Raw genomic sequence first — 14531 nt, 5'->3', positions numbered from 1 at the left:
CCCCTGCCTGCCCCCGATGACGACGGTCGCGACCCGGTCGCCCCCGGTCGGTACGGCGACGAGGACCCCCGCAAGGCGAGGTCGCGGGCACGGCTGCTCGATGCTGCGACCGCACTGCTCGCGAAGGGCGGAGCGGAAGCGGTCACCATCGATGCGGTGACCGGACTGGCACGCGTCGCGCGGGCCACCCTCTACCGGCATTTCGCCAACGGCGAGGAACTCGTCGCGGCGGCCTTCGCGCGAATGCTGCCCCCGATCCCGCCCGTGCCGGACGGTGACCTGCGCGATCAGCTGGTGGCGCTGGTCGTCGCGCAGGCCCGGATCCTCGACGAGATCCCGATCCCGCTGACCGCGATGTGCTGGATGGGGCTCGGACCGGGGCTCGGGGACTACTCCAGCGCCGAGGCGCTGAGCCACGAACGCCCGGAACTGCTCTCGCTGCGTGAGCGTCTCGTCGAGCGGTACCGCGAGGCATTCGACCGCGTCTTCGTCACCCCGACCGCGCGGGAGCAGCTCGGTGACTTCGACTACGACCTCGCGCTCGCGCAGCTGATCGGGCCCGTCGTGTTCACGAAACTCGCGACCCTGCCGTCACTCGATCACGCGGCGTGCGAACGCATCGTCGACGACTTCCTGGCCGCACGGGGATGCCGCCCGGTCAGGAACGGGCCGCGCGCAGTACCGACGGTCGCAACCGATGAAAGTCCTTGACGCGTAGGTTCCAGATCGACCGCACCTCGAACTCGCCGGACGCGCGGAGCCGGTCGGCCAGTGCCGAATCGACGAGGATCGTGCCGGGGCGTGCCACACCGGTCAATCGCGCCGCGATGTTGACGACCGAGCCGAACAGGTCGCCGAACCGTGCCAGGGCCGGACCCCATGCCAGCCCCACCCTCAGCTCCGGGGCGTCCGGCCGGGCCCCGAACGACTCCTGCAGCGCCAGCGCGATCCGGGCTCCGTCGACGGGATCCTCCGCTGCGAACATCACCTCGTCGCCGACGGTCTTGATCACCCATCCGTGGCCCTGCGCGATGACGGTGGTCACAGCGGACTCGAACTCCTCGAGCAGGTCGCTGAGTTCGTCGGCCTCGATGCGGCTCGTCAGGCGCGTGTAGCCGACCATGTCGGCGAAACCCACGACCAGGTCGCGGCTCGTCGCGTCCTCGCGGGCCCGCACGATGTTGCGTTCGGTCGTCGCGACCAGGTGGCGGCGCCACACGAACATCTGGGTCTCCTCGACGAGTTGCAGGACGTCGCGCAGCAGGGTGCCGACGAACTCGTCGATCTCCGCGGGGGCCGGGGCGGTTCCCGCATAGGCCGTGTCGAGCCGGTCGAGGAGATGGGTGTTGAGCAGCGACACCTGCCATTCGGCGAGGCGGGACATCGACTGGCCGAGTGACCGCGCGGCGGGCACCTCCATGTCGGGGGAGACCGCGCCGCTGGAGACGAGCGCCGAGATGTTCCGCAGTGCCTGCACGTCCCCGTCGGTGAACATCACCGCACCCGGATCCGGGTCGACGGCGAAACCCAATGCCTGCCAAAGACGCTGGGCACGCTCGGTCGAAACCCCGGCGAGTTCCGCGGCCTGTCGCTGGGTGTAGCGGCGGTCGCCTCCGAGCAGGGAACGTTCGAATGCGCGCTGCACTCCTGTCAGCAACTCCGGGTCGAGCGACATGGTCGCCTCCGACACCGCCGACCCGCGGTCGTCCGTCTGCCGATCCGAAGCCTCCACGCCTGCTCTCCTCACCGCCGCCGGGGCGACCGACCACCTGCTCGGCGAACACCCACCGTTCACGCCGCGGACACGACGTGACCTTCGAAGAGTCGCACACGGTCGTGTCGTACCTCTGTGCGACAGTGTTCGCGATCCACCCACCCCGGGACCGAATTCACCCGAAGCCAGGAAGGACGTGGCATGCCGCCCCGCAGACGAGCCGGAGCAGACCACCTCAGCGACGAGCAGCTTGCCGAGCTGACCACCGCACTTGCTGAGGACCGGCGCGCGACCGTCTATCTCATCGAGGGTATTCCGAGTTTGGGCATCGAGCCGGGGACATCGGCGAAGGTCATCGGTATCGACGGTCGCACCGTCACGGTCCGGCCCAAGGGCGTCAACGACGAACTGCCCTTCGAATACGACGAACTGCGCCTGACCCGGCCGGCGACGCCGAAGTCCCGGGCCGCCGAGCCGACTCCGGCCGCGCCGCGCCCGTCCGCGAAACCGGCACCCGCTCCCGCACCGAAGCCGGCCGCCGCGTCCGTGTCGAAGCCCGCCGCCTCGAATCCGACACCGAAGCCCGCCTCGAACGCGGCGCCGAAGCCCGCGACGAAGGAGACCGCTGTGCCCACACCCCCCTCGCAGTCCGCCGAGCCCGCCCCGAAGCCGAAGACCGCGACCCGCAGGCCGAAGAAGCAGCCCGGCGTCAGCATCACGATCACGATCGACCCGGACAACGAATGGACGGTGGCGGTCGCACACGGTGCGCGACGGGTCGGAAAGCCCACGCCGGTCGGTCCGGACGCGGTCGAACGGGCCGTGCGGGAACTGGGTGACGAGACCGCGCTCGAGGCCGTGCAGTCGGTGATCGACGAGGCGCGGCAGGCCGCCGAGGAGCGGGTCGCTCAGCTCAGCGCTCAATTGGAGGAAGCCAAAAAAGCTCTGGAGAGCCTCGGAGCGACCGGCATCCAGATAGGCTGACTCGCTGACGCGGCCTGTCGTGGCCGGGCGGGAGGGGCCTAATGTTCAAGAAGTTGGCGATGGCGTTCGCGGCAACGATTGCCCTGATCGGAGGCGGCGCCGGGGTGGCGACGGCGGTACCCGGAGGGATACCGCTCGGCGGTGGGTCCGGCATCACGCTCGGTGACGGAACCACCGACATCTTCGACTGCACCCTGAGCACGATCGGTTACGACGCTGCCGGTCGTCTGGTCGGATTCACCGCGGCCCACTGCGGTGGCCCGGGCGCGACGGTCAAGTCCGAGCGCAACCTGGGCGCTGGCGTACTCGGCCGTGTGGTGGCCGGCAACGAGGCACTCGACTACGCGGTGATCCAGTTCGATCCGGGCAGGGTCACGCCGGTGAATCGGGTCGGGAACGTGACGATCACCGATGTGGGTGCGCCGCCGCAGTTCCCGAACCTGGCCTGCAAGGAGGGCCGCACCACCGGCAATACCTGTGGTCTCGTCTGGGGTGACGTGTTCGAGTCGCAGGAGACATGGACCCAGGTCTGCGTCGTCGAGGGCGACTCCGGTGCGCCTCTGGTCATCGGCACGACCCTCGTCGCGATGGTGAACGCGTACCTCGCAGCGCCGTGCATCGGCCCGGAGGTCGGCACCAACTTCAGCGCGATCCTGGCGGATGTGAACGCACGCGGCGGTGTCGGAAGCGGCTTCCGTCCCATCTGATTCCCGTGCTCGTGCGTGGTTCCGGTAGTTGCCGCTACCGAAACCACGCACGAGGGGTCAGACGCACACGGCGCCGATCGACGCGGACCCGACCAGCTTCGTGTACTTGGCGAGGACCCCGCGGGTGTACCTGGGCGGCAGCGGTTCCCAGCCGGTCCGGCGCTGCTCGAGTTCCGCGTCGTCGACGAGGAGATCGAGGGTGCCGTTCGCGACGTCGAGCCGGATCCGGTCGCCGTCGCGTACGAACGCGATCGGGCCCCCGTCGACGGCTTCCGGCGCGACGTGCCCGACGCACAAGCCGGTGGTGCCGCCGGAGAACCGGCCGTCGGTGAGCAGCAGGACGTCCTTGCCCAGACCCGCGCCCTTGATGGCTCCGGTGATGGCGAGCATTTCTCGCATCCCGGGCCCGCCCTTCGGACCTTCGTAGCGGATGACCACCACGTCGCCGGCGGTGATGGTGCCGTCCTCGAGGGCGTCCATCGCGGCCCGTTCACGTTCGAAGACGCGCGCGGTGCCCTCGAACACCGATTCGTCGAATCCCGCGGACTTGACCACCGCGCCCTCCGGGGCGAGCGTGCCCCGCAGGATGGTGATGCCGCCGGTCGGATGGATGGGGTTGCCGAGTGCACGCAGCACCTTGCCGTCCGGGTCGGGCGGCGCGATGTCGGCGAGGTTCTCGGCCACGGTGCGTCCGGTGACGGTCAGGCAGTCGCCGTGCAGCAGACCGGCGTCGAGCAGGGCCTTCATGACCACGGGTACACCGCCGATGTGGTCGACGTCCTTCATGACGTGCGCCCCGAACGGTTTGACGTCGGCGAGGTGGGGGACCCGCGCGCCCACTCGGACGAAATCGTCGAGTGTCAGTTCCACGTCGGCTTCGTGCGCGATCGCCAGCAGATGCAGGACCGCGTTCGTCGAACCTCCGAATGCCATCACGACCGCGATGGCATTCTCGAATGCCTCCTTGGTGAGGATGTCGGCGGTGGTGATTCCGCGGCGCAGCAGGTCCACGACGGCCTGCCCGCTGCGGCGCGCGAAGCCGTCGCGTCGCCGGTCCGTGGCGGGCGGCGAAGCGCTGCCGGGCAGGGACATGCCGAGCGCTTCGGCGGCGCTGGCCATCGTGTTCGCGGTGTACATCCCGCCGCACGCGCCTTCGCCGGGGCAGATCGCTCGTTCGATGGCGTCGAGGTCGTCGCGGGACATCAGCCCCCGCGCGCACGCGCCGACCGCTTCGAACGCGTCGATGATCGTGACGTCGCGTTCGGTGCCGTCGGACAGCTTCGCCGTGCCGGGCAGGATCGATCCGGCGTAGAGGAACACGCCGGCCAGGTTCAGCCGTGCCGCGGCCATGAGCATCCCGGGTAGCGACTTGTCGCATCCGGCGAGCAGTACCGATCCGTCGAGACGCTCGGCCTGCATCACCGTCTCCACGCTGTCGGCGATCACCTCGCGGGAGACCAGCGAGAAGTGCATGCCCTCGTGTCCCATCGAGATGCCGTCGGAGACGGAGATGGTCCCGAATTCCAGCGGGTAGCCTCCCGCCGCGTGCACCCCGTCCTTGACGGCCCGGGCCAGGCGTTCCAGCGACAGGTTGCACGGGGTGATCTCGTTCCACGACGACGCGACCCCGATCTGCGGCTTGTCCCAGTCGTCGTCGCCCATGCCGACCGCGCGGAGCATGCCGCGGGAGGCCGCCTTCTCGAGACCGTCCGTGACGTCGCGGCTGCGGGGTTTGATGTCGGGGGCGCCTTCGCTCATGACGTGTCTCCTCGGGGGTCGCGGCCGGTCAGGGCGAGCAATCGGTCCTGCAGTGGTGCGTCGTCCGGGACCGGTACCGGGTCGGCGAACAGGCCGCTCGCCGCGAGCATGTCCTTCTGGGGCTGCAGGTCCGCCCACACCGCCGCCACCAGGTCCGGGTCGAGGCGGTCGTCGCCCCCGACGCCTCGGGCGAGATCCCAGGTGTGGATCGCGATGTCCGCGACCTGCTGTTTCAGATAGTTGAGGCAGGGCACGACGCCGTACGACAGGTGCACGGGAGCGTCCGGGGCGGTGGCTGCCCATGCGGTGGTCGCGGACTCGGCGTAGCGGGACCATTCGGCGCGCAGGTCGTCACCGATCGGCGCGAGCGAGGCTTCGGCTTCGGCGATGGTCATGCCCGCCAACAACGGCGGGATCCACCGCTGTTCGTCGACCATGTGCTCGACCAGTTGGGCGATGTCCCACTCGGTGTCCGGTGTGGGGGCCTTCCAGTCGGTCACCTGTGCGAGCCGCTCGGTGAATCCGCGGGCCGCCGTGCGCTGCAATTCGAGCCAGTCGACTGCCATGGATTCAGCGTAGGTCCGACGGTGTTGGGATCATCGCGATTTCAAGTCCTGCCTGCGTCGGGGATTTCGGGAAGGATCGAACGACGGATACGTGCCCGGGCTCCGCAGGCCCGGGAACCGAGGAATCACGAGGAGAGTTCATGCCCGTCCCCACCGTCGAACTGGCCCCCGGCCTGACCGTCAGCGCACAGGGCTACGGCGCCATGTCGGTCGCCCCCGTCTACGGCGGGACCGATCCCGACGCGGCGCTGGCGACGCTGCACCACGCCGTGGACCTGGGCGTGACGTTCATCGACACCGCCAATGTCTACGGCGACGGCCTCAGCGAGACCGTGGTCGGCAAGCTGCTGAAGGACCGCCGCGACGAGGTGCAGCTGGCCACCAAGTTCGGGCTGGTCGGCGCGCTGGGCGGCAGCACTCCCGCCGGCAACCGCCGCATCAACGGTCGTCCCGAGTACGCCCGGCAGGCGATCGACGAGTCGCTGCAGCGGCTGGGCGTCGACAGCGTCGACCTGTACTACCTGCACCGCGTCGACCCCGAGGTCCCGATCGAGGAGACGGTCGGCGCACTGGCCGAACTGGTCCGCGCCGGCAAGATCCGGAACATCGGACTGTCGGAGGCGACCGGCGACGAACTGCGCCGCGCGCACGCCGTCCATCCGATCGCGGCGATCCAGTCCGAGTGGAGCATCGTCTCGCGCGACGTCGAGAAGCACGTGGTCCCGACCGCCGCGGAACTCGGCATCGGGTTCGTGCCGTACTCGCCGGTGAGCCGCGGTCTGCTGACCGACGCGTTCGACGCGACGCAGATCGAGGAGAAGGACCTGCGTCGCCGGTTCCCGCGCTTTGCGGAGGATGCACTGCCGGGGAACCTGAAGGTGCGCGGTGAGGTCCGGGCGGTCGCCGACGAGCTCGACGCGACCATCGCGCAGGTGGCGCTGGCGTGGCTCGACGACAAGGCCCGCACGTTCGGGCTGCCGTCGGTGTCGATTCCGGGCACCCGTTTCGCCGAGCGGGTCACCGAGAACGTGGGTGCGCTGGACCTGACGCTCGACCGGGAGCAGGTCGCTCGCCTGGACGCGCTGGCGGATCTGGTGGTCGGTCAGCGGGCCGCCGACCCGACGTGGGTGTCCCTCGGCCGCGAGTAGTACCCGAAAGTAACCTGTCTGGACGGGTTAAGGTCTAGACATCATGAAGCGCGTGTGGCTGGTCTGGGGCATCGGAGTCTTCGCTTACGTCGTCGCAGTCCTGCACCGCACGGCCTTCGGTGTCTCGGGTCTGGCCGCAAGCGACCGGTTCGACGTCTCCCCGGCCGTCCTGTCCGGGTTCGTCGTCCTGCAGATCGTCGTCTACGCCGGCATGCAGATCCCGGCCGGGGTGCTGCTGGACAGGTTCGGTTCGCGCACGATGATCGCGACCGGCGCCGCGGTCATGGCGATCGCGCAACTCGTCCTCGCGACCACCGAATCGCTTCCCGTCGCCTACGCGGCCCGGGTGTTCGTCGGCGCCGGTGACGCGCTGACGTTCATCTCGGTGCTGCGGCTGGTTCCGGTGTGGTTCGAGCCGCGGCGGGTACCGCTGATGTCCCAGCTGACCGGCATCCTCGGTCAGCTGGGGCAGGTGCTCTCCGCGGTGCCGTTCGTCCTGATCCTGTCCGGCGCCGGCTGGACCGCCGCGTACGGAAGCGCCGCGGCGCTCGGCGTGCTCGCGTGTGTGCTGGTCGTCGCGATCGTGCGCGACGCACCGCCCGGCGTCGAGGTGCGCTCGGAACCGGCCGGTCTGCGCGCGGTCGGTGGGCAGATCGCCGTCGTGTGGAAGCGCCCGGGCACCCGGCTCGGGTTCTTCACGCACATGGGCACCCAGTTCTCGGTCACCACGTTCGCGCTGATGTGGGGCATCCCGTACCTGCAGTCCGCGCAGGGCCTGTCCGCCGCGGCGGCCGGTTCGCTGCTCACCGTGTCGGTGGCGACCGCCATCCTCGCCGGACCGATCCTCGGCGTGCTGTCGGGGCGGTTCCCGAACCACCGATCCTGGCTGGTGCTCGGCAGCGTGCTCGCCAGCGTCACCATGTGGTCGGTGGTGCTGGCGTTGCCGGGCCCCGCCCCGCTGTGGCTGCTGGTGCTGCTGATCATCGTCATCTCGGTCGGCGGCCCCGGTTCGATGATCGGCTTCGACTACGCCCGCGCCTTCAACCCGAGCACGGCGCTGGGCACCGCCAACGGCATCGTGAACATCGGCGGCTTCCTCGCGACCCTCATCGTCGTGCAGGTCATGGGTATCGTGCTCGAGCGGCTCGGCGGATACACGTTCGATTCTTTCCGGGTGGCCTGGCTGGCGCAGTACCCGATCTGGGCGATCGCGATCACCGGCATCCTGATCTCGCGCGGCAAGGCCCGCCGCGTCGCGGGGGTGTCACCCCGCACGCTTCGGCAGGTGCTGTTCGACCGTTCCGGCGGCCGTCGCAGAAAGCTGGCAGACTCGGACGAGAGCACGTTCGAGGAGGATTGACAGTGACAGCGGCGGTGGGCGACACGGATCACGGCGATCTGGTCGCTCTGCAGGATCCCGTGATCGACCCGATTTCCGAACACGAGCGTCCCCCGGTCGAGCTGCAGCGCGATATCCAGCGGTTCCTCATGGTGTACAAGTTCGGCATCGACGAGATGATGACGAAGATCAACATCCTGCGCGACGAGTTCTCGTACATCCACGACTACAACCCGATCGAGCACGTCAAATCGCGGCTCAAGTCCCCCGACTCGATCCTGCAGAAGGCTCGGCGCAAGGGCGTGCCGCGAAATCTCGAAGCCATTCGCGAGCACATCCGCGACATTGCGGGTATCCGCATCACGTGCAGTTTCACCTCCGATGTCTATCGGATCATGGAGATGATCACCCGGCAGGGCGACGTGGGTGTGGTCGAGATCGAGGACTACATCGAGCATCCCAAACCCAACGGCTACCGCAGTGTGCACGTGATCGTCGAGATCCCGGTGTTCATGTCCGACCGCGTCGAATCCGTGTACGTCGAACTGCAGATCCGCACGGTCGCAATGGATTTCTGGGCGAGTCTCGAGCACAAGATCTACTACAAGCACGACCGTGCCGTTCCCGACGAGCTGCGCGACGAACTGCGTCTCGCGGCCGACACCGCGCGCGACCTCGACCTGCGCATGGAGTCGCTGCACGAACGCGTCCACGGAACATTCTGATCGAAATCCGCACGGGCGGAAGGTATCCGCGCGCTGCCCGCACCGCGCGTTTGTCGTTTCGCTCGGTGGATTCCGTGACAGTCCGGACTCGTATCGGATCCGGGGAGCGCAAACTCATCGCGCCCGCTTCAGTGCACGGGCAACCCGAAAGCGATCGCGAAGTGGCGGTGGGCGCAGAAGTTCGACTGCGTCGGGCCGGGCGATGAGCGCGCGTCGATCGGGTTCGTCGCGCAGTTGCCTGAGGAGCCCGAGCAAAGTGTTGGGTTCGACAGGCAGTACGTGCGCCATCAGTGTGATCCTGTGCGCGTTGTCGTGCGGCGTTCGCGCGAACTCGGGTACGAACGCGGTGTGCAAGTCGATCGCAGGATGCTTGTCCGGACCGAAGTTCCCCCCGAGATCACCGACGTCGATGGCAGAGATTTCGTCCCAGGGAAGAAACAGTCGGGAAACCGTGGTGGAAAACAGTATTCGTCGTCGAACGTAGCGTTCGACACCGCCCTGATAAATGCTCACCGCTGTATCGATGCGGATCAGCGTGAACAACAGGATGAGGCTGATCGAGCCTGCCGCGAAGACCGCCATGAAGGTCGCATCGTCGCGAGTGTCGCGACCGGACGGAAGCAGAAATTCCCCGACGCCCAGGTGCCAGCCGATTGCGGCGGATGCGCCGTATGCGGCCCCACCGGCCAACGCTGTTGTCAGGAAGGGAACCAACTTCCGGCTCATCGGGATGTGCACTCCTGCGCCGTAGTCGGAATGTTCGCGGACGTGAACAGTGCTCGGCAGGCGGATATGTCGAAATCCTGATTCCCGGAACGAGACAAGGGAAAGCGAAAGCGTCACCGCTGCTCCACCGAAAAACCCGACGGACACGAACACGGGAGCGTGGGCCAGGTTGTGCAGGGAAAGAATGAGGCACAGCATTCCGATTCCCGAGAGCGCACACGACAGGAGGAGCGGTAACAGACGCAGGAACTGCGGCCACGGTGTGTGTTCCTCCCCGTCCGGAGTTGTTCCCACCCTCGGCGAATCGGATTCCGGCAGAGGCCCGGTCATTTGCACTCCAGTTCATAGGTGGTTTGCGGTGCTATTGCTCGAGCCACTGCCAACCTGCCTGCATGGACTTCGAAGTGAGGTATGTCGCGCCTGCACCGGCCAATGCGCCCGCCACCAGACCGACTGCGGTCCCTAAACCTGGAGCGATCATGGTTCCGAGAGCGGCGCCGCCCTTGGCCCCATAGAATGCAGCGCCGAAACCGACAGCAGAGCCGACGCTTTCCGTCACCACCGCTTGGGTCGGTTCCATGCCCCCTTCGATGTCGTTGTGGATGGCCGGGACGGTGCCGATTGCGGTAGCGAACGGTCCGAGCCCCCGCGCGACGCTTCGGGCGACGTCGTCGGCCGACGAAATCGCTGCGTTCAACAACCCCGTTCCGGTTGCGTCTGCCATCAGACCGATGGTCGAGGCTGCAACGGTGGCTTCCATGTCCGGTCGCCACGAAAACTCGCCGTTCTCGGAGCGAATGATCTTTCCGGGTATAGCTGCTCGACCTGCATCTTCGAGTGCTGTTACCGCAGTTCCGATTCGGGCAGATGCGTCGACGGCGGCAGCTTCGGCCTGGAGGAGTCCTTCGAGGACCGCGACGGTGAGCACAGCGGCATCCCGCTCGAGCCGGACTCGGGCGATCTCGAAGCTTTCCCGGTCCGGAAGAAGTAGTTGCAGCAGAGCGATCTGGGAGGACGCATCGACGATGCCGTCGTCGTGGACAGTGAACTCCTGTTGCTCGGCGCTGCGCACGACCGCCGTCAGATGCGTGCGCGCACCTTCGACGATGACGGCGCCTGTGCGATAGGCGTCTGCGACCTGTTGGAGAGCCCCGGCGATTGCGCTGCCCAGTGACCTTTCACGCACGATTCGTGCGGCCGCAGAACTTGCGGCATCACTCGTCCACTGCTCGGCGAGTGCGTCCTGGTCGTCGACGAGGCTTCTGAGGCGTCCGTCCAACTTCGCGACGAGTCCGTCGAGAGAGCCTGCCGTCCCCCGCAGCGCGTCGGGATTCCAGGCGGCTACGGCGGAGACCGTCGGCGTCACCGGGGCAGATCCATCGCGGAGAGTGCGGCAACGAAATCAGCTTCGGTGATCTCGTAGTCGTTCGCGGAGCCGTCGGCGAGGTCGGCGATCTCCAGCAACCGCGAGTGCACGTTGCTCAGTGCGAATGCAGCTGCCAGATTCGTGCGGACACACAGTTCTGCGAAATCGGTTCCGGGAAGCGCCGATTGCGACTGTTCGAACGGTTCTCCGATATTCCATTCGGCGATAGCTTCGGCCGTGCCGGTGACGGATGCGGCAAACGCACGTAGTGCCTCCGGATCGACCTTCAACGTCACTGTCCCCCCGAACAGAATCCCCCGATGTGTTCCGTCGAACCATAGCAAACGATGTGCCAGCCATCGGCGGCCAAGTAATGCCGATGGAATCCGCACGGGCGGAAGATATCCGCGCGCTGCCGACATCGCGCTGCTGTCTTTCCCCTCGGCGGCTCCGGGTGACGAATACAGAAACGCCCCCGCGGTTCCGGAGGGAAACCGCGGGGGCGTCTGAGCTCAGGATCTACTTGTAGGAGTAGAAGCCCTCACCGGTCTTGCGGCCGAGGCGACCGGCGTCGACCATGCGGCGCAGCAGCGCCGGCGGCGCGAGGTGCGGCTCGGCGAACTCGTCGTACAGCGACTGTGCCGCGTTGAGCGCGACATCGAGGCCGACGGTGTCGAGCAGCGTGAGCGGACCCATCGGGTAGCCGCAGCCACCCTTCATCGCGGCGTCGATGTCTTCCTTCGTCGCGTAGCCCGACTCGAGCATCCGCACCGCCTGGCACAGGTACGGGATCAGAAGGGCGTTGACGATGAAGCCGGCGCGGTCGCCCGCGCGGACCGCCGTCTTGCCGAGGGTGTTCTTGACGTAGTCGAAGACGACGTTCGCGGCCTCTTCGTCGGTGGTGAGAGCCGAGATGACCTCGACCAGCGGCATCACCGGCACCGGGTTGAAGAAGTGGACGCCGACGACCTGGCCCGGGCGCTTCGTCGCCTGGGCCATCTTGATGACCGCGAGCGACGACGTGTTCGTCGCCAGGATGGCGCCCGGCTTCACGACCGCGTCGAGCTTGGCGAAGATGTCGGTCTTCAGGGACTCGATCTCGGGTGCGGCCTCGATGACCAGGTCGCGGTCGGTGAGATCGGCCATGTCGGTGGTGACGCGGACCCGCGCGACGGCGGCGTCGGCGTCCTCCTGGCTGATCTTGCCGCGGGCGACACCCTTGTTGATCGAAGTGGTGACGCGGTCGAGGGCCTTGGCGGCGAACTCTTCGCTCGTTTCGAGCACGATCACGTCACTGCCGGCCTTGGCGCACACCTCGGCGATGCCGGCGCCCATCGTGCCGCCGCCGACCACGCCTACCAGTTCAATTGCCACGAAATACTCCTCGGAGACGAAAGTTTGTCCAGACGAAAGTACTGCGGCGGGTTCAGCGGAGCAGCGCGCGGGACATGACGACGCGCTGGATCTGGTTGGTGCCCTCGTAGATCTGGGTGATCTTGGCGTCGCGCATCATGCGCTCGACGGGGAAGTCGGTGGTGTAGCCGGCACCGCCGAACAGCTGCACGGCGTCGGTGGTGACCTCCATGGCGACGTCCGAGGCGAAGCACTTCGCTGCGGCGGAGATGAAGCCGAGGTTGCCCTCGCCGCGCTCGGCGCGAGCTGCGGACGTGTAGACCATCAGGCGGGCGGCCTCGACCTTCATGGCCATGTCGGCGAGCATGAACTGCACGCCCTGGTTGTCGGCGATCGGCCGGCCGAACTGCTTGCGCTCCTTGACGTAGGCGAGCGCCGCGTCGAGCGCACCCTGGGCGAGGCCGACGGCCTGCGCGCCGATGGTCGGGCGGGTGTGGTCGAGGGTCGCGAGCGCGGTCTTGAAGCCGGTGCCGGGCTCGCCGACGATGCGGTCGCCGGGGATGCGGCAGTTCTCGAAGTACAGCTCGGCGGTTGGGGAGCCCTTGATGCCGAGCTTCTTCTCCTTCGGGCCGACGACGAAGCCCTCGTCGTCCTTGTGGACCATGAACGACGAGATGCCGTTGGCGCCCTTCTCCGGGTCGGTGACGGCCATGACCGTGTACCACGTGGACTTACCACCGTTGGTGATCCAGCACTTGGAGCCGTTGAGGATCCAGTCGTCGCCGTCGGCCTTCGCGCGGGTGCGCATCGACGCGGCGTCGGAGCCGGCCTCACGCTCGGACAGCGCGTAGGAGGCCATCGCACCGTTGACGATGTCCGGCAGCACCTTCGCCTTGAGCTCGTCGGAGCCGCGCAGGATCAGGCCCATGGTGCCGAGCTTGTTGACGGCGGGGATCAGCGACGAGGAGCCACATACGCGGGCTACCTCTTCGATGACGATGCACGCGGCGATCGAATCGGCGCCCTGGCCCTCGAACTGCTCGGGCACGTGGATCGCGTTGAAGCCGGACTTGTTGAGGGCGTCGAGGGCCTCCTGCGGGAAGCGGGAGTTCTCGTCGACGTCCTTGGCGTAGGGGGCGATTTCCTTCTCGGACAGCGCGCGGATGGCCTCACGCAGGGCGTCGTGCTCGTCGCTGAGCTTGAACAGATCGAAATCGGCGTTGAGAGCCATGAGGGTGGAACTCCTATCGGCACGCGGTGCCATTCGTGAGGGTGGATCCGCGGCCCTTTCTCGATAGTCGGGCTCGCGACGTCACGGAATCACCCAATTCTAAACACGGCACGGAGTGCCAGGTCAATGGGTGTCGTGCGTGCTTTCGGTAGCGGGGGCTACCGAAAGCACGCACGGAGGAGCGGGGTCAGCCGCCGAGCTGGCGACGGACCTGCTCGGCGATCTCCTCGGGAGACGTGCCGATCGGGTACGTCAGAACCGTCACGGCACGCGGTGCCGAGTCCACCGCCGGCGCCTCGATACCGGGCACCACCCCGAACGTCAGCCGGAGCTCGAACAGCTCGCGTGCCAGCGCCTCGGCCGTCGCGGTCTCGTCCCCGCGGATCATCGCCCGCAGCAGGTAGTTGTGCGCCGACGTGATCGCCGCGGCGTAACTGACGATGCGGATGGGCTTCTCACCGGGCACGGCGGACCGCAGGTATTCGGTGAACAACCGCTCGTACCGATAGGTGGTGACGAGCTCGCGGTCGCGCAGCGCAGGAACCCGCTGCACCACCCGATACCGCCACACCGCGAGTTCCCGGCGATCCCGGAAATGCCGGAACACCAGCTGCGCGGCGTCGCAGGTCGCCGCCCACGGGTCGTCGAACTCGCGCGACAGATAGGCGGCGACCTGCTCGAGCAGCGACTCGTGGTCGGCGAAGATCACGTCCTCCTTCGACCGGAACTGCCGGAAGAAGGTGCGCCGGGACACCCCGGCGGCCGACGCGATCTGCTCGACCGTCGTCGACTCGTAGCCGTGCTCGGAGAACAATCGGATGGCCTGCGTGACCACGTGTACCCGGAACTGGGCAGGGTCGGGTCCCGCCGACTCGGAACGTCGCGCGGTACCGGATCCGGAGGTCATGGTTGTC

Annotated in this window: 15 protein-coding genes; 6 read left to right on the top strand and 9 right to left on the bottom strand. The window is 67.6% G+C overall.

The window, feature by feature from the left end; genetic code table 11:
- Nucleotides 1-3 precede the first annotated feature (3 nt).
- Nucleotides 4-711: a TetR/AcrR family transcriptional regulator gene (locus ACWDUD_RS15815; protein ID WP_197252819.1), complete on the top strand. Its 708-nt coding sequence runs from the start codon at nucleotides 4-6 to the stop codon at nucleotides 709-711.
- Here ACWDUD_RS15815 and ACWDUD_RS15810 read toward each other — a convergent pair.
- Entirely contained in the window at nucleotides 659-1675 is a 1017-nt protein-coding gene (locus ACWDUD_RS15810; protein ID WP_450109946.1) for an adenylate/guanylate cyclase domain-containing protein, read from the bottom strand. The two genes, ACWDUD_RS15815 and ACWDUD_RS15810, sit on opposite strands and share 53 nt — an antisense overlap.
- A 240-nt stretch (nucleotides 1676-1915) precedes the next feature.
- Between ACWDUD_RS15810 and ACWDUD_RS15805 the strand changes: the two genes are divergently transcribed.
- Nucleotides 1916-2698: a DUF6319 family protein gene (locus ACWDUD_RS15805; RefSeq protein ID WP_450109888.1), complete on the top strand. Its 783-nt coding sequence runs from the start codon at nucleotides 1916-1918 to the stop codon at nucleotides 2696-2698.
- A gap of 41 nt (nucleotides 2699-2739) precedes the next feature.
- Nucleotides 2740-3405 carry a chymotrypsin family serine protease gene (locus tag ACWDUD_RS15800; protein ID WP_197257428.1) on the top strand — a complete coding sequence of 222 codons (666 nt, stop codon included), beginning with the start codon at nucleotides 2740-2742 and terminating at the stop codon, nucleotides 3403-3405.
- Nucleotides 3406-3462: 57 nt separating this feature from the next.
- Here the strand turns inward: ACWDUD_RS15800 and ilvD are convergent, their stop codons facing one another.
- Nucleotides 3463-5163 carry a dihydroxy-acid dehydratase gene (gene ilvD, locus ACWDUD_RS15795; protein ID WP_450109887.1) on the bottom strand — a complete coding sequence of 567 codons (1701 nt, stop codon included), beginning with the start codon at nucleotides 5161-5163 and terminating at the stop codon, nucleotides 3463-3465.
- Nucleotides 5160-5729 carry a TIGR03086 family metal-binding protein gene (locus tag ACWDUD_RS15790; RefSeq protein WP_450109886.1) on the bottom strand — a complete coding sequence of 190 codons (570 nt, stop codon included), beginning with the start codon at nucleotides 5727-5729 and terminating at the stop codon, nucleotides 5160-5162. Before ACWDUD_RS15790 ends, ilvD begins: the two co-directional genes overlap by 4 nt.
- Before the next feature lie 140 nt (nucleotides 5730-5869).
- On the opposite strand from ACWDUD_RS15790, the gene ACWDUD_RS15785 reads away from it, so the two are divergent.
- From ACWDUD_RS15785 to ACWDUD_RS15775, 3 genes are read left to right on the top strand one after another with little or no spacing between them, the layout of a single operon-like run.
- Nucleotides 5870-6877 carry an aldo/keto reductase gene (locus ACWDUD_RS15785; protein ID WP_450109885.1) on the top strand — a complete coding sequence of 336 codons (1008 nt, stop codon included), beginning with the start codon at nucleotides 5870-5872 and terminating at the stop codon, nucleotides 6875-6877.
- Between the two features lie 43 nt (nucleotides 6878-6920).
- The gene (locus tag ACWDUD_RS15780) at nucleotides 6921-8237 is read left to right on the top strand and encodes an MFS transporter (protein WP_450109884.1); all 1317 of its coding nucleotides are present in this window, start codon (nucleotides 6921-6923) and stop codon (nucleotides 8235-8237) included.
- A gap of 59 nt (nucleotides 8238-8296) precedes the next feature.
- A complete protein-coding gene (locus tag ACWDUD_RS15775; protein WP_450109945.1) occupies nucleotides 8297-8941 on the top strand; it encodes a GTP pyrophosphokinase in 645 nt (214 codons plus the stop codon).
- 114 nt (nucleotides 8942-9055) lie between these two features.
- Here the strand turns inward: ACWDUD_RS15775 and ACWDUD_RS15770 are convergent, their stop codons facing one another.
- The 6 genes from ACWDUD_RS15770 to ACWDUD_RS15745 form a co-directional block, all read right to left on the bottom strand.
- A complete protein-coding gene (locus ACWDUD_RS15770) occupies nucleotides 9056-9997 on the bottom strand; it encodes a hypothetical protein (RefSeq protein WP_450109883.1) in 942 nt (313 codons plus the stop codon).
- A 31-nt stretch (nucleotides 9998-10028) separates the two neighbouring features.
- Nucleotides 10029-11033, bottom strand: a complete 1005-nt coding sequence (locus tag ACWDUD_RS15765) for a hypothetical protein (RefSeq protein WP_450109882.1) — start codon at nucleotides 11031-11033, stop codon at nucleotides 10029-10031.
- Nucleotides 11030-11425 (bottom strand): hypothetical protein, encoded by a 396-nt coding sequence (locus ACWDUD_RS15760; RefSeq protein WP_450109881.1) that lies wholly within the window; start codon nucleotides 11423-11425, stop codon nucleotides 11030-11032. Before ACWDUD_RS15760 ends, ACWDUD_RS15765 begins: the two co-directional genes overlap by 4 nt.
- Before the next feature lie 127 nt (nucleotides 11426-11552).
- Complete coding sequence (locus ACWDUD_RS15755; RefSeq protein WP_450109944.1) at nucleotides 11553-12401, bottom strand: 3-hydroxybutyryl-CoA dehydrogenase; 849 nt, start codon at nucleotides 12399-12401, stop codon at nucleotides 11553-11555.
- A 58-nt stretch (nucleotides 12402-12459) separates the two neighbouring features.
- Nucleotides 12460-13617, bottom strand: coding sequence for an acyl-CoA dehydrogenase (locus tag ACWDUD_RS15750; protein ID WP_248673451.1), 1158 nt, complete (start codon nucleotides 13615-13617; stop codon nucleotides 12460-12462).
- Nucleotides 13618-13804: 187 nt separating this feature from the next.
- Complete coding sequence (locus ACWDUD_RS15745; RefSeq protein ID WP_450109880.1) at nucleotides 13805-14524, bottom strand: TetR family transcriptional regulator; 720 nt, start codon at nucleotides 14522-14524, stop codon at nucleotides 13805-13807.
- Nucleotides 14525-14531: the final 7 nt, after the last annotated feature.

The sequence above is a fragment of the Rhodococcus sp. NPDC003382 genome, assembly GCF_053589135.1.
The sequence above is the reverse complement of the archived record's forward strand: the minus strand, read 5'-3'. Positions and strand labels throughout refer to the sequence as shown.

Coding starts and splice junctions, on each gene's coding strand:
- ACWDUD_RS15745 (WP_450109880.1), bottom strand. CDS start 14,524: ATGACCTCCGGATCCGGTACCGCGCGACGTTCCGAGTCGGCGGGACCC.
- ACWDUD_RS15780 (WP_450109884.1), top strand. CDS start 6,921: ATGAAGCGCGTGTGGCTGGTCTGGGGCATCGGAGTCTTCGCTTACGTC.
- ACWDUD_RS15770 (WP_450109883.1), bottom strand. CDS start 9,997: ATGACCGGGCCTCTGCCGGAATCCGATTCGCCGAGGGTGGGAACAACT.
- ilvD (WP_450109887.1), bottom strand. CDS start 5,163: ATGAGCGAAGGCGCCCCCGACATCAAACCCCGCAGCCGCGACGTCACG.
- ACWDUD_RS15810 (WP_450109946.1), bottom strand. CDS start 1,675: ATGTCGCTCGACCCGGAGTTGCTGACAGGAGTGCAGCGCGCATTCGAA.
- ACWDUD_RS15805 (WP_450109888.1), top strand. CDS start 1,916: ATGCCGCCCCGCAGACGAGCCGGAGCAGACCACCTCAGCGACGAGCAG.
- ACWDUD_RS15800 (WP_197257428.1), top strand. CDS start 2,740: ATGTTCAAGAAGTTGGCGATGGCGTTCGCGGCAACGATTGCCCTGATC.
- ACWDUD_RS15785 (WP_450109885.1), top strand. CDS start 5,870: ATGCCCGTCCCCACCGTCGAACTGGCCCCCGGCCTGACCGTCAGCGCA.
- ACWDUD_RS15790 (WP_450109886.1), bottom strand. CDS start 5,729: ATGGCAGTCGACTGGCTCGAATTGCAGCGCACGGCGGCCCGCGGATTC.
- ACWDUD_RS15750 (WP_248673451.1), bottom strand. CDS start 13,617: ATGGCTCTCAACGCCGATTTCGATCTGTTCAAGCTCAGCGACGAGCAC.